The 13,145-nt window shown below is 66.8% G+C and carries 12 protein-coding genes; 11 read left to right on the forward strand and 1 reads right to left on the reverse strand.

Annotated features, from left to right (window positions below):
* Nucleotides 1-102 precede the first annotated feature (102 nt).
* The 6 genes from QTH90_RS20700 (at nt 103) to QTH90_RS20725 (ending at nt 8,240) form a co-directional block, all read left to right on the forward strand.
* Nucleotides 103-1,869, forward strand: coding sequence for an NADH-ubiquinone oxidoreductase-F iron-sulfur binding region domain-containing protein (locus QTH90_RS20700; RefSeq protein ID WP_286666646.1), 1,767 nt, complete (start codon nt 103-105; stop codon nt 1,867-1,869).
* Entirely contained in the window at nt 1,866-4,790 is a 2,925-nt protein-coding gene (gene fdhF / locus QTH90_RS20705) for a formate dehydrogenase subunit alpha (RefSeq protein ID WP_286666451.1), read from the forward strand. Before QTH90_RS20700 ends, fdhF begins: the two co-directional genes overlap by 4 nt.
* A complete protein-coding gene (locus tag QTH90_RS20710) occupies nt 4,772-5,674 on the forward strand; it encodes a LysR family transcriptional regulator (RefSeq protein WP_286666452.1) in 903 nt (300 codons plus the stop codon). Before fdhF ends, QTH90_RS20710 begins: the two co-directional genes overlap by 19 nt.
* Before the next feature lie 124 nt (nt 5,675-5,798).
* On the forward strand, nt 5,799-6,386 hold the full coding sequence (locus QTH90_RS20715; RefSeq protein WP_286666453.1) for an HdeD family acid-resistance protein: 588 nt from the start codon (nt 5,799-5,801) through the stop codon (nt 6,384-6,386).
* 92 nt (nt 6,387-6,478) lie between these two features.
* On the forward strand, nt 6,479-7,681 hold the full coding sequence (locus tag QTH90_RS20720; RefSeq protein WP_286666454.1) for a lactonase family protein: 1,203 nt from the start codon (nt 6,479-6,481) through the stop codon (nt 7,679-7,681).
* A 127-nt stretch (nt 7,682-7,808) separates the two neighbouring features.
* On the forward strand, nt 7,809-8,240 hold the full coding sequence (locus tag QTH90_RS20725; protein WP_286666455.1) for an FHA domain-containing protein: 432 nt from the start codon (nt 7,809-7,811) through the stop codon (nt 8,238-8,240).
* A 3-nt stretch (nt 8,241-8,243) separates the two neighbouring features.
* On the opposite strand, the gene QTH90_RS20730 is transcribed toward QTH90_RS20725, so the two are convergent.
* Entirely contained in the window at nt 8,244-8,774 is a 531-nt protein-coding gene (locus QTH90_RS20730; protein WP_286666456.1) for a hypothetical protein, read from the reverse strand.
* A 191-nt stretch (nt 8,775-8,965) separates the two neighbouring features.
* Here QTH90_RS20730 and QTH90_RS20735 point away from each other — a divergent pair, with 191 nt between their 5' ends.
* The 5 genes from QTH90_RS20735 (at nt 8,966) to QTH90_RS20755 (ending at nt 13,142) form a co-directional block, all read left to right on the forward strand.
* On the forward strand, nt 8,966-9,553 hold the full coding sequence (locus QTH90_RS20735; protein WP_286666457.1) for a DUF3305 domain-containing protein: 588 nt from the start codon (nt 8,966-8,968) through the stop codon (nt 9,551-9,553).
* Entirely contained in the window at nt 9,546-10,160 is a 615-nt protein-coding gene (locus QTH90_RS20740) for a DUF3306 domain-containing protein (RefSeq protein ID WP_286666458.1), read from the forward strand. Before QTH90_RS20735 ends, QTH90_RS20740 begins: the two co-directional genes overlap by 8 nt.
* A complete protein-coding gene (locus QTH90_RS20745) occupies nt 10,120-12,198 on the forward strand; it encodes a 4Fe-4S binding protein (protein ID WP_286666647.1) in 2,079 nt (692 codons plus the stop codon). Before QTH90_RS20740 ends, QTH90_RS20745 begins: the two co-directional genes overlap by 41 nt.
* Nucleotides 12,195-12,812 carry a TorD/DmsD family molecular chaperone gene (locus tag QTH90_RS20750; RefSeq protein ID WP_286666459.1) on the forward strand — a complete coding sequence of 206 codons (618 nt, stop codon included), beginning with the start codon at nt 12,195-12,197 and terminating at the stop codon, nt 12,810-12,812. Before QTH90_RS20745 ends, QTH90_RS20750 begins: the two co-directional genes overlap by 4 nt.
* Before the next feature lie 105 nt (nt 12,813-12,917).
* Nucleotides 12,918-13,142, forward strand: a complete 225-nt coding sequence (locus QTH90_RS20755) for a formate dehydrogenase (RefSeq protein WP_286666460.1) — start codon at nt 12,918-12,920, stop codon at nt 13,140-13,142.
* Nucleotides 13,143-13,145 lie beyond the last annotated feature (3 nt).

Raw genomic sequence — 13,145 nt, forward strand, 5'->3', positions numbered from 1 at the left:
GGCCCGGAAGGCCGGCGCACAAGGCCGAGGCATATGCAATACCCAGGCACTCCAGGCACGCCGGAAAAATTCAGGGAAGTGACCCTCGGCACTCCCGACGAGATGCGCGATCGCATCCGTCGCAAGAGCAAGCTGAAGGGGCGCCAGCCCGAAGAGACCTCGCTGCAGCAGGTCCGCGAACTCATCGGCCCGCGACCCGATGAGGGCTACCGGCGCGACCTGCTCATCGAGCATCTGCATCGCATCAACGATGCGCACGGCTGCCTGCACGACCGGCACCTCGTGGCCCTGGCGTCGCTGACCGGCATCCCGATGGCCGAGGTCTACGAGGTCGCGACCTTCTATCACCACTTCGAAGTGGTGCGCGGCGACGAGGCGGCTCCGGGCCTGACCGTGCGTGTATGCGATGGTCTCGCGTGCGAAATGGCCGGAGCCAAGGATCTCCTCGCGCGCCTGCCGGCCTTGCTGGGCGCGGCGGGCCGCGGCGACGTGCGTGTGATCGCGGCGCCCTGCATCGGCCGCTGCGAGCAGGCGCCCGCCGTGGCGTTGCATCAGCGCGCGGTGCCGCTGGCGACGGCGGACAAGGTGCTGGAGGAACTGGCGTCCTGCTCGGCCTTCAGCGCGACGGAGCCCGTTCACGGGATTGCCAACTTCGAGCCTTCGGCGCTGGCGGAACAAAGCATCTCGCCGTTGCCCAATGCCGTCGACGCGTTCCCCGCCTTCACTGACTACGCCACCTACCGCGCCAACGGCGGGTACGCGCTCGCGGCCGCGCTGGTCCATGGCGAGGAAGATGCCGAAACGGTCATCAAGGCCATGGAAGACTCGGGCCTGCGGGGCCTGGGCGGGGCCGGATTCCCGGCCGGGCGCAAGTGGCGCATCGTGCGCGACCAGCCTGCGCCCAAGCTGATGGCGGTCAACATCGACGAGGGCGAGCCTGGCACCTTCAAGGACCGGACCTACCTCGAACGCGATCCGCACCGCTTCCTCGAGGGGCTGCTGATCGCCGCGCAGATCGTCGGCATCGACGCCTGCTACATCTATCTGCGTGACGAGTACCACGATTGCCGCGCACTGCTGCAGGCCGAACTGGCCAAGCTCCAGGCGGACCCGCCCTGCGAGCTGCCGACGATCGAGCTGCGACGCGGTGCCGGCGCCTACATCTGCGGCGAGGAGTCCGCGATGATCGAGAGCATCGAAGGCAAGCGCGGCGAACCCCGCATGCGCCCGCCCTACATCGCGCAGGTCGGCCTGTTCGGGCGGCCGACGCTCGAACACAACTTCGAAACCCTCTACTGGGTGCGCGACATCATCGAAAAGGGCCCGCAGTGGTTCAGCGGCTTCGGCCGCCATGGCCGCAAGGGCCTGCGCAGCTTCAGCGTGAGCGGGCGCGTGAGGCATCCGGGCGTCAAGCTGGCGCCTGCGGGCATCACGGTGCAGGAACTGATCGACGAATACTGCGGCGGCATGCTCGAAGGCCACACGCTGCACGCCTACTTGCCCGGCGGCGCCTCGGGTGGCATCCTGCCCGCGAGCATGAACGACATTCCGCTGGATTTCGACACGCTGCAGCCGCACGGCTGCTTCATCGGCTCGGCCGCCGTGATGGTGCTGAGCCAGCATGATCGTGCGCGCGATGCGGCGCTCAATGTCATGCGCTTCTTCGAGCACGAGAGCTGCGGCCAGTGCACGCCCTGCCGCGTCGGCACGGCCAAGGCCGCCGCGCTGATGCAGGCGCCCGTGTGGGACAACGCCACGCTCGAGGATCTCGCGCAGGTGATGGGCGACGCCTCCATCTGCGGGCTCGGACAGGCGGCACCGAATCCGATCCGCAGCATCCAGAAGTATTTCCCGCAGGAGATTGCATGAACGCGCCAGCCACGCTCGCGGAGTTGCTCCCGCAGACGATCGAGTTCCAGCTCGACGGCCGCAGGGTCGAAGCCGTGGAAGGCGAGACCATCCTGAAGGCCGCCCAACGGCACGGCATCGACATACCGCACCTTTGCTACAAGGACGGCCTGCGGCCCGACGGCAACTGCCGCGCCTGCGTCGTCGAGGTCAAGGGCGAGCGCGCGCTGGCGCCGAGCTGCTGCCGCGCCGCGACGGCGGGCATGGAGGTGCAGGCCACCAGCGAGCGGGCGGTGAAGAGCCAGAAGATGGTGGTGGAGATGCTGCTGTCGGACATGCCCGATGCGGGCTACAAGTGGAACGATGCGGGGGTCGCGGAGGCTGCGCACCCCCACGCCAACCCGCCCGGCCAGCACGGTGAACTCAGTGACTGGGCCGGGCGCCTGGGCATCGAGGTGCGCCCCGCGCTCAAGGCGCTGCGCCGCGAGCAGCCCGTCGCCGACATCTCGCATCCCGCCATGGCGGTCAATCTCGACGCCTGCATCCAGTGCAACCGCTGCGTGCGGGCCTGCCGCGAGGAGCAGGTCAACGACGTCATCGGCTACGCCTTGCGCGGCGGCGATTCGAAGATCGTCTTCGACCTCGACGACCCGATGGGCGACAGCACCTGCGTGGCCTGCGGCGAATGCGTGCAGGCCTGCCCGACCGGCGCGCTCATGCCCAAGAGCCACATCGGCTCGCAGCAGGTGGATCGCAAGGTGGATTCGGTCTGCCCCTTCTGCGGCGTGGGCTGCCTGATCACCTACAACGTCAAGGACGAGAAGATCGTCAGCGTCGACGGCCGCGACGGGCCGGCCAACCACAGCCGGCTGTGCGTCAAGGGCCGCTTCGGCTTCGACTACGCGCACCATCCGCAGCGCCTCACCAAGCCGCTGATCCGCAAGCCTGGGGTGCCCAAGCACTTCGACGATGCGCCGCGGCCCGGCGACTGGAGCGAGGCCTTCCGCGAAGCCACGTGGGAAGAGGCGCTTGCGCTGACCTCCGGCAAGCTCAAGGGCCTGCGCGACACGCACGGCAAGAAGGCGCTTGCCGGCTTCGGCTCCGCCAAGGGCAGCAACGAAGAGGCCTACCTGTTCCAGAAGCTGGTGCGCACTGGCTTCGGCAGCAACAACGTCGACCACTGCACGCGGCTGTGCCATGCGTCCAGCGTCGCGGCGCTGCTCGAAGGCGTGGGCTCCGGCGCGGTGAGCAACCAGGTCAACGACGTGGAGCACGCGGAGCTGATTTTCATCATCGGCTCCAACCCGACCGCGAACCATCCGGTGGCCGCCACCTGGATGAAGAACGCCGCCAAGCGCGGCGCGAAGATCGTGCTCGCGGACCCGCGGCGCACCGACATCAGCAGGCACGCGTGGCGCACCCTGCAGTTCAAGGCCGACACCGATGTCGCGATGCTCAATGCGCTCATCCATGCGGTGATCGATGAAGGGTTGGTGAACGAGGCCTTCATCCGTGACCGCGCCAGCAACTTCGAGGCCCTGCGCGAGAACGTCAAGGGCTACAGCCCCGAGGCGATGGCGCCGATCTGCGGCATCCCGGCCGAGACCTTGCGCGAGGTGGCCCGCGCCTTCGCGACCGCCAAGGGTGCCATGGTGCTGTGGGGCATGGGCATCAGCCAGCACGTGCACGGCACCGACAACGCGCGGTGCCTGATCGCACTGGTTACCGTCACCGGCCAGATCGGCAAGCCCGGCTCCGGCCTGCATCCGCTGCGCGGGCAGAACAATGTGCAGGGCGCGAGCGATGCGGGGCTGATCCCGATCGCGTTCCCCAACTACCAGCGCGTCGACGACCCGGGTGCGCATGCGTGGTTCGAGAAGTTCTGGGGCGTGCCGCTCGATGACAGGATCGGCTACACGGTGGTCGAGATCATGCACAAGGCGCTGGCGCCGGACGACGATCCGCACAAGATCCGTGGCATGTACATCATGGGCGAGAACCCGGCGATGAGCGACCCGGACCTGAACCACGCGCGCCATGCGCTGGCGAGCCTGGAGCACCTGGTCGTGCAGGACATCTTCATGACCGAGACCGCCTGGCTGGCCGACGTCGTGCTGCCCGCGAGCGCATGGCCCGAGAAGACCGGCACGGTGAGCAACACCGACCGCATGGTGCAGCTCGGCAAGCGCGCGCTGAACCCGCCGGGCGACGCAAAGCCCGACCTCTGGATCATCCAGGAGATTGCGCGGCGCATGGGCCTGCCGTGGAACTACGAGGGCGAGGAATGCGGCGTCGCCGCGGTCTACGAGGAAATGCGCCAGGCCATGCATGCGGCCATCAGCGGGATCACCTGGGATCGGCTGGAGCGCGAGTCCAGCGTGACCTACCCCTGCCTGAGCGCCGACGATCCCGGCCAGCCGACCGTGTTCATCGAGACATTCCCGACCGCGGACGGCCGCGTGAAGCTCGTGCCGGCGGACATCATTCCGGCCGACGAGCGGCCCGACGCGATGTACCCCTTCGTGCTCATCACCGGCCGGCAGCTGGAGCACTGGCACACCGGCAGCATGACGCGTCGCGCCACCGTGCTCGATGCGCTGGAGCCGATGGCAACGGCGTCCATGAACCAGTCCGACCTGGAGGCCATGGGCCTGAAGGCGGGCGACGTGATCACGATCCAGTCGCGGCGCGGCGAGGTGGCGATCCACATCCGGCGCGACGACGGCACGCCGAGCGGCGCGGTGTTCGTACCGTTCGCGTACTACGAGGCTGCGGCCAACCTGATGACCAACGCGGCGCTCGATCCCTTCGGAAAGATCCCGGAGTTCAAGTATTGCGCGGTGCGGATCGTGCGTGGCGGCGTACCGACGGCGGTGATCGGCTATGGCAGGGGATCGACGACAGGGGACAATGCGCCCCAGACATGGACAGCCTCGACCTGATCAGGACCTTTCGCGAGGTCGCCTCGCACGGCAGCTTCTCGCGCGCCGCCACCAAGCTCGACGTGTCGAAAGCCACGGTGAGCAAGTACATCGCCGAACTGGAGACGCGCCTGGGCGTGCGTCTGCTCAATCGCTCGACGCGCGCGGTGAGCCTCACCGACGCCGGCTCGCTGCTGCTCGAACGCAGCAAGCCGATGATGGAGATGTTCGAGCTCACCCAGGCCGAGGTGCAGGAGCATGCGAGCCGGCCCACCGGGCGGCTGCGCATCTCGGCGCCCCTGGGGGCGGGTCAGGGCGACTTGCCGAAGTGGCTCGGCGAATTCATGGGCCACTACCCCGACGTCAGCATCAGCCTCCACCTGACCAACCGCACGCTCGACATGGCGGAAGAGGCGATCGACCTGGCGCTCCACTTCGGCCCCATCGAGGACGAGAACCTGATCGTCCGCAAGCTCGCGCGCCGCAGCCTGGTGGTGTGCGCCTCGCCGATGTACTGGAAGAAGCACGGCAAGCCCGAGCACCCTGGCGATCTCGCGAAGCACGATGCGTTGACGCAGTCGCGCCTCGGGGTGCATCCCCAATGGCGCTTCGAGGTCGACGGCAAGCCTTTCGACGTGCCGGTGAAGTCGCGTATGGATGCCACCGAGTCTGCGCCGCTGATCCAGGTCGCGATGCAGGGCTTCGGCGTGATCTACATGGCCGAGATGCTGGTGCAGCCGCACATCGACCACGGCGAGCTGGTGCCGGTGCTGCAGGACTATGTGCGCAGCGACATGTGGCTTTCGGCCGCGTACCTCCAGCGGCGCCACAACAGCGCGGCGCTGCGCGCCCTGGTCGACTTCCTGGAGTCGCGCTTCAGGGGGCGGAGCAAGCCCGGAACCTGAGCAGTCCGACTCCCTTGGGGCATGCATCCATGAACCAAAGGGCAATTTACGCGCCGCGGACGGCCCCCTATATTCCCCGCTGGAGTCAGTTTCCAGAGGGGCATTCGTGCCGGAAGGAGAAACCATGGCGATCGAGAACATGTTCGGACACCTGCGCGGCAACTGGGGATGGATGGCGTTGCGCGGTGTCGCGGCCATCCTTTTCGGCGTGCTGGCCTTCGCGTGGCCGGGCGCCACGCTGCTGACGCTGGCGCTCCTCTGGGGCGCTTACGCCCTGGCCGATGGCGTGTTCTCCATCATCGCGGGGCTGCGCATCCGCGACGGCATCAAGCCGGTCTGGCCGCTCGTGCTGACCGGTCTCATCGGCATCGTCGCGGGTATCGCGGCACTGGGGTGGCCGGGCCTGACGGCCATCGTGCTGCTGATGTTCATCGCCGCATGGGCGATCGTCATCGGCGTGCTCCAGGTCGCGGCCGCGATCCGCATCCGAAAGGAAATCGACAACGAGTGGATGCTGATCCTCTCCGGCGTGGTGTCCATCCTGTTCGGCGCGCTGATGATCCTGAGTCCGGGGCGCGGTGCGGTGGCGCTGGTGTGGGTGATCGCGAGCTATTCGATCGTCTTCGGGCTGATGCTCGTGGTGCTCGCCTTCGAGATGAAGGGCCTGAAGCCGCAGGACCAGCCCGGCATCCCCAGCCGCTTCGGTACCTAGGCAGGCACTTACCCTGAGCCGCTTTGCGGCCCTGGTGACTACGATCGCCCGCAGCCGGACTCCCTCCGGCGAACAACAACAACGGAGACACCATGCGCCTACGCCTTTGTTCCTTCCCTACGTTCGCACTGGCCGCCCTCGCCGCAACGGCAGCACTGTCGGGCTGCAGCACGACGCCGGCCGGTTCGCAGCCGCAGTTGATGCTGGTTGCCAACGACGAGAAGCAGAGCTGGAACGATGCGGGTGCCGTCATCCTCGGCGCCCCGGGCCGCGACACCCTGCAGGTGATCGACATCGGCACCGACCCGCTCGCGCCGCGTTCGCTGGTCACGCTGCCGCTGGACAACACCATCGCCGGTCCGCCGACCAACCTGGCGATCACGGCCGACCAAAAGCTCGCGCTGGTCGCGAACTCCGTCAACGTGGTCGAGGAAGGCGGCGTGCGCAAGCAGGTGCCCGACAACCGGCTGTTTGTCATCGACCTGACCGCCACTCCGCCAAAGGTCATCGATACCGTCGCGGTGGGCAAGCAGCCATCGGGGCTGTCGATCAATCGTGCGGGCACGCTCGCGCTGGTCGCGAACCGCGCCGACAACTCGATCAGCGTGCTGCGCATCGCGGGCCAGAAGGTGAGCCTGATCGACACCGTGGCGATGGGCGAGTCGGTTTCGCACGTGCGCTTCACGCCCGACGGCCGGCGCGCGCTCGCGTCCAAGTTCCCGAACCACAAGATCGCGCTGCTCGACATCGACGGCGAGAAGGTCACCTACAACAAGGTCGATCTCGCTGCGGGCCTCTGGCCCTACAACGTCGACGTGACGCCGGACGGAAAGCTCGCGCTCACTGCCGACAACGGCAACTCGGGGGCGTCCGACGGGCAGATCGACACCGTGAGCGTGATCGACCTGGAGGCCACGCCGCCGCGCGTCATCGATAAGGTCGTGGTCGGCGATGGCCCCGAGGGGCTGGCCGTGAGCCCGACCGGCAAGTTCGCGGTCGCCGTGCTGCTGCGTGGCAGCAATTCCGCGAAGAACGCGTACTTCTACAACCGCAACGGCTCGGTGGTCGCGCTGAAGATCGACGGGAAGAAGGTGACGCGCGGCAACGAGGTCGAGGTGCGCGGCCTGCCCGAAGGCGCGGTGTTCAGCGCGGACGGCAAGTACCTCTATGTCGGCAATTTCATCGACCAGGACATCACCATCCTGCGCGTGGACGGCGACACGCTGGTGAACACCGGCAAGTCCTTCGGGCTCGCGGGACATCCGGCGTCAATGCGGGGTCGCGTCACCCACTGAGCGGCGAATGCCAAAAACTGACCGCCCTGCAATGAACAAGAATGGATTAAGCCTTCTGTTTCAGTCTTCCGAAACCGGGCCCCCGTCCTAAGCTCGATGCCATTCCAAGATAACGAGAGGAATGGCTATGGCAAGACTGATCATTTTGGCGCGGCACGCCAGCGTCCGACAGGTCAATATCGCGGGGCCGCTCACCACCATCGGGCGGTCCGGCAGCAACAGGGTATGCATCGACAGCGAACGGGTGAGCCGGCATCACGCCGCGATCCAGTGGACGGGCGAGGGCTTCATGCTCACTGACATGGGCAGCCGCAACGGCACCTACGTCAACAATGAAAAGGTGCGGGCGCACACCTTGCGCAACGGCGACGCGATCGTCGTGGGGGATTGCCAACTGCGCTTTCTCTTCAGCAGCAGGACGCTGCCGCCGGTCGAGGCCCTGCGGCTCCTGACGGCGCCGGACGCCCTGCTGCAACTCGAGGAAATGGAAGTGCAAAGCGGACGGGGCAGGCTCCCGAGCGGCCGCATCGGACTCGACAGCCGTACTTTCGTGCGTTGAGCCTCAGGCGAACTGCGCTGCAGCAGCCTGGCGTGGGGCCGCCGGAACAGCTGCGGGCGCAGCGCCGGCAACGGCGCGCGGCCGGCGTTCGTCGATCAGCCGGGCGGCCAGTTGCGCCGCCATTTCCAGCTTCTTGAGGTCGCGCGCCTCGATGGCCGGGTCAGGGTTGAAGCTCGAGGAATAGAAGGTGCCGTACATCGCGCCGCTGGCGAGCATCACGGGCGCACTCAGGTAGCAGCCGGCCGGAACGCGCACGCTCAGCACCTGTTTGCAAAAAGCCAGTTCCAGCGGCTCGGCCTGTTCGTCGATGAACTGGGCGCGGTGGGAGGGTTGCATGCGGTGCGACACGCGCTGGCCGTCGTTGACTTCGCAGGCGAACGCGGCCTCCATGGCGTGCTGCTCGCGCAGCAGCCTCAGGACCTGGTAGACCGCCGGATCGAGCAGCGGATCGCACAAATCCGGCGTGGCGATGAGCAGATCGGACACCTTCACCTCGAGGGCGCCAAGTCCGTAGTCGTTTTCGTAGTAGCTCATGCGGGATCTCTCTCCGTTGGAATGGCTTGATTGAAACGCACAACGATGCGATTTCTCGAAAATGAGAACTATGGTTTCGCTTTTGTGCCGACTTTTGTCACAAAAGCTGTACGTGATTGAACATTTGGAAACAAGACGGGCCCAATCCCGCACTGGCAGGCGCTGTCCTCGGTTCGGCTATCGTCCGGGCCATGCAGAACCCCGAAACCCCCACCGCAGACAGCCGGCCGGCGGCGCTCGACGTTGCGGTCGTGATGCGGCGCGAGCGGCTGCACGGCCCGTCGAGCCACTGGCAGCCCTGGCGCTGGACGCTCGACGCCGTCCTCCCGGATGAACCCGGCTTCGGCGAGCAGCCGCGCCTCATGGACGACCATGACGGCGAGCAGCACTGGCTGCATCCCGGCTTCAAGGTGGAACTGTTCCGCGACGAGGCGGAGGGCTACCACCTCAACGCGACTGCCCCGGCTCCGTGCTGGTTCGTGCTCTGGCGCATGGAGGAGGAAGCGACCCTCGCGTCCGAGCCGATCCCGAGGCCGGTCGTCGTGACCCTCAGCTACTACGAAGCCGGACGCTGGCTCGATGCGCAGGAAACCGTCGAGCAAGTGCCGGCCCCCCTTGAAGTGGTGGACTGGCTCCGCGCCTTCGTGCAGGCGCACTACGTGGTCGAACCCAAGCGCCGCAAGCGGCCCGAAAGCTTCAGGCCGCTTGTCGATCGCTTCGGCAATGCGGCCAGCGTGTCAACCGAGAAGAAGCGCGGCCGGGGGGCGGGTGATGTCTGAAGGCTTCTTCGACCGCTGGTCGCGACGCAAGCAGCAGGTGCGCGCCGGGGAGGTGCCTGAGGAACCGGAGCCGAAGCCCGAAGCGCCAGCGGCGAGCACGGCGCCTGTGTCCGTTCAGGCAGCGCAGGAGGCGGCTCCTCCGGTCGATCTCCCGCCCGAGCCGCCGCCTCTCACGCTGGCCGACGCCGAGGCACTGACCATCGATTCCGATTTCAGGCCTTTTGTGGCAAGTGGCGTTGCACCGGAGGTCAAGAACGCCGCCTTCAAGAAACTTTTTGCGGATCCCCACTTCAATGTGATGGACGGACTGGACACCTACATCGACGACTATTCCAAGCCGTCGCCCTTGCCCGAAAGCGTGCTGCGCCAGATGGCAAGCGCGAAATTTCTGAATCTCTTCGACGAAGAGCCCGAAAAGCCAGAAGAAACCCCCAGGGACGATGGATTGCCGGGCGTGGCACAGTCGAGCAATCCAGAGCCCCCTCCCAGCCCGCCGGTTGCAGATGCGCAACCCGCCAGCCAAGAACCTGATGACCACCACGCTGATCTGCGACTGCAACAAGACGATGCCCCTCGAGCCGAAGACGCTCGGGACGGCACTGGCTGAAACACTGCCCCTTCATTCCGCGCTGTGCCGCCGCGAGGCGGCTTCATTCCAGCGCGCCATTCAATCGGGCGACGACGTGGTGGTCGCCTGCACGCAGGAGAAGCGACTGTTCGGCGAGTTGGCCGGGCAGACGCCCGAGGCCACGTCGCCGATCCGGTTCGTCAACATTCGCGAAACCGGCGGGTGGAGCCGCGATGCCAAGAGCGCGATGCCGAAGATCGCGGCACTGCTCGCCGCTGCCGGCCTGCCCGATCCCGATCCCGTTGCGACGGTGAGCTACGCGAGCCAGGGTCGGCTGCTGATCATCGGCGCGTTGGACGCGGCGGAGAAGGCCGCGGCGATGTTGGCCGACATCCTCGACGTCACGATCTTTTCGCAAGGCCCCGGCGAACTGGGTGGCGCGCAGGAACGCCGCTGGCCCGTGGCCGCGGGACGGATCGATTCGCTCGCGGGATGGCTGGGCGCGTTCAGGCTGCAGTGGACCCGCGACAACGCGATCGACCTCGACCTCTGCACCCGCTGCAATGCCTGCGTGGCCGCATGCCCCGAACAGGCCATCGGCCTCGACTACCAGATCGACAACGCCAAGTGCACCTCGCACCGCGATTGCGAGCACGCCTGCACCGTGGCGGGCGCCATCCACTTCGGCCGCGCGCCCGAACAACTCGATGGCGCCTTCGACCTCGTGCTCGACCTCGGTGCGGCCCCGGTCATCGACTGGCATGCGCCTCCGCAGGGCTACTTCCATCTGCCCGGCGGCATGACGAATGCGGAGGGCCTGCAGACGCTGCTGCGCCTGCGCGAGATGGTCGGCGAATTCGAGAAGCCCAAGTTCTTCGACTACAAGCAGAAGCTCTGCGCGCACAGCCGCAACGAGGTCGTCGGCTGCAATGCCTGCATCGAGGTGTGCTCCGCGCACGCGGTATCGAGCGACAAGGAACGCCAGCGCATCGTCGTCAACCCGAACCTCTGCGTCGGCTGCGGCGCTTGCACCACGGTGTGCCCGACCGGTGCACTGGGCTACACCTATCCGCGCGCGCCCGACCAGGGGCTCAAGCTGCGCACCTTGCTCTCCACCTATGCGGGCGCGGGCGGACGCGATGCCGCGCTGCTGCTGCACAACCAGGAAGCCGGGCAGGCGCTGGTAGAGCAGCTCGGGCGCCAGGCCCAACTCGGCAAGGCGCAGGGCGTGCCGGCGAACGTGATCCCGGTGGGGCTCTTTCATGCGGCGAGCACCGGCATCGATTTGTGGCTCAGTGCCACGGCCTTCGGCGCATCGCAGGTGGTCGTGTTGGTCACCGGCGAGGAAGCGCCGCAGTACGTCGCCGCGCTCAGGAAACAGATGGAGATCGCGCAGGCACTGCTGCTGGGTCTCGGCTATGCGGGGACGCATTTCAAGCTGATCGAGGCGGCTTCGGTGGCGACGCTCGACAGCGCGCTGGCGGCCTTGCGCGACACGCGACAGCAGGTGCCCGCGCGGGCAGCGCGCTACGCCGTCGGCGGCGAGAAGCGCAGCACGCTCGAACTCGCGCTCGATCACCTGATGGACGAGTCGCCGGCCCTGAAGACCCCCGCCGCCGAGCCGTTCGATATCCCGCTGCCGCAAGGCTCGCCCTTCGGCGCCATCGCGGTGGACAAGGACAAGTGCACCCTGTGCCTCGCCTGCGTCAGCGCCTGCCCGGCGAGCGCGCTGCAGGACAACCAGAACGCGCCGCAGCTTCGTTTCATCGAAAAGAACTGCGTGCAATGCGGGCTGTGCGAAACCACTTGTCCCGAGAACGCGATCGCGCTGGTGCCGCGCCTGCTGGCCTCGCCGCAGCGGAAGCAGCCGGTCGTTCTCAACGAGGCCAAGCCCTGGTCCTGCATCCGTTGCTCGAAGCCCTTCGGCACGCAGAAGGCCATCGAGGCCATGCTCGGCAAGCTGGCCGGCCACGCCATGTTCCAGGGCGAGGCGCTGGAGCGATTGAAGATGTGCAGCGACTGCCGGGTCATCGACTTGTACAGCGCGCAGAACGAAATGAAGATCACACAGCTATGAGCGAGCGTTTCCCCGTTACTTCCGCCCTGGACGAAGAGATCGCGCGAGCCGAACTCTATGGGCTGCTCGCGCGCCTCTGGTACGCCGCACCCGACGCGGAGCTGCTCGAAGCCTTCCAGGTCGCTCCCACCGAAGCGCCGGCCGCCGGGGCGTTTCTGGAGGAGCCCTGGCAGCAACTCGTGGGCGCAGCGCGCCGCATCGATGCAGCCGCGGCGCGCGACGAGTACGACGCGCTGTTCGGCGGCATCGGAAAGCCGGAGGTCTACCTTTTCGGCTCGCACTACCTCAGCGGATTTCTCAACGACAAGCCGCTGGCGCATCTGCGCAACGACCTGGATCAGATCGGTCTCGCACGCGATGTGTCGATTCCCGAAACCGAGGATCACATTTCCTGTCTTTGCGAAGTCATGCGCTATCTCATTGCAGGAGAAGACGTGGCGGTGGCGAACCTGACGCGCCAACAGGCCTTCTTTTCGACCCATGTGCAGTCATGGTTGCCCGCCATGTGCGACGCTGTGTCGCAGCATCCCAAGGCCCGGTTCTATGCTGCGCTGGCAGGGTTTACCCGCGCCTTCGCGGAGGTCGAGAGCCAGGGCTTCGACATGCTGGACTGAGATCGAGGGGTATTCAGGACCCGACTATTAGGGTCTGGACTAGTATCCAAACGTATGTAACTGGTTTCATATCTCGTTTAGCCTAAAGCCACTCCTGGAGCAGTCATGCAGGACAGCCATTCCGCCGGCCCCCAGCCGGCGTCCCGCCGGGGATTCTTTTTCGGTGCCGCCACGGTCGGCGCCGCAGCAGCAGCCGTCACGGTGCTGCCGAAAGTCGTCGAGGCGCCTGTCGCCTCGACAGCACCTGAACTCAAACCCGCGCCCGAGAAGGGCGGCGGCTACTCGCTGAGCGAACACGTCAAGCGCTACTACAAGACCACATCGGCCTGAGAA

The sequence above is a fragment of the Variovorax flavidus genome (assembly GCF_030317145.1).
GTDB classification, from domain to species: Bacteria; Pseudomonadota; Gammaproteobacteria; order Burkholderiales; family Burkholderiaceae_C; genus Variovorax; species Variovorax flavidus.

What these genes read in the sequence shown, in the direction of transcription:
- QTH90_RS20700 (WP_286666646.1), top strand. Translation starts at nt 103, where the DNA reads ATGCGCGATCGCATCCGTCGCAAGAGCAAGCTGAAGGGGCGCCAGCCC.
- fdhF (WP_286666451.1), top strand. Translation starts at nt 1,866, where the DNA reads ATGAACGCGCCAGCCACGCTCGCGGAGTTGCTCCCGCAGACGATCGAG.
- QTH90_RS20710 (WP_286666452.1), top strand. Translation starts at nt 4,772, where the DNA reads ATGGACAGCCTCGACCTGATCAGGACCTTTCGCGAGGTCGCCTCGCAC.
- QTH90_RS20715 (WP_286666453.1), top strand. Translation starts at nt 5,799, where the DNA reads ATGGCGATCGAGAACATGTTCGGACACCTGCGCGGCAACTGGGGATGG.
- QTH90_RS20720 (WP_286666454.1), top strand. Translation starts at nt 6,479, where the DNA reads ATGCGCCTACGCCTTTGTTCCTTCCCTACGTTCGCACTGGCCGCCCTC.
- QTH90_RS20725 (WP_286666455.1), top strand. Translation starts at nt 7,809, where the DNA reads ATGGCAAGACTGATCATTTTGGCGCGGCACGCCAGCGTCCGACAGGTC.
- QTH90_RS20730 (WP_286666456.1), bottom strand. Translation starts at nt 8,774, where the DNA reads ATGAGCTACTACGAAAACGACTACGGACTTGGCGCCCTCGAGGTGAAG.
- QTH90_RS20735 (WP_286666457.1), top strand. Translation starts at nt 8,966, where the DNA reads ATGCAGAACCCCGAAACCCCCACCGCAGACAGCCGGCCGGCGGCGCTC.
- QTH90_RS20740 (WP_286666458.1), top strand. Translation starts at nt 9,546, where the DNA reads ATGTCTGAAGGCTTCTTCGACCGCTGGTCGCGACGCAAGCAGCAGGTG.
- QTH90_RS20745 (WP_286666647.1), top strand. Translation starts at nt 10,120, where the DNA reads ATGCCCCTCGAGCCGAAGACGCTCGGGACGGCACTGGCTGAAACACTG.
- QTH90_RS20750 (WP_286666459.1), top strand. Translation starts at nt 12,195, where the DNA reads ATGAGCGAGCGTTTCCCCGTTACTTCCGCCCTGGACGAAGAGATCGCG.
- QTH90_RS20755 (WP_286666460.1), top strand. Translation starts at nt 12,918, where the DNA reads ATGCAGGACAGCCATTCCGCCGGCCCCCAGCCGGCGTCCCGCCGGGGA.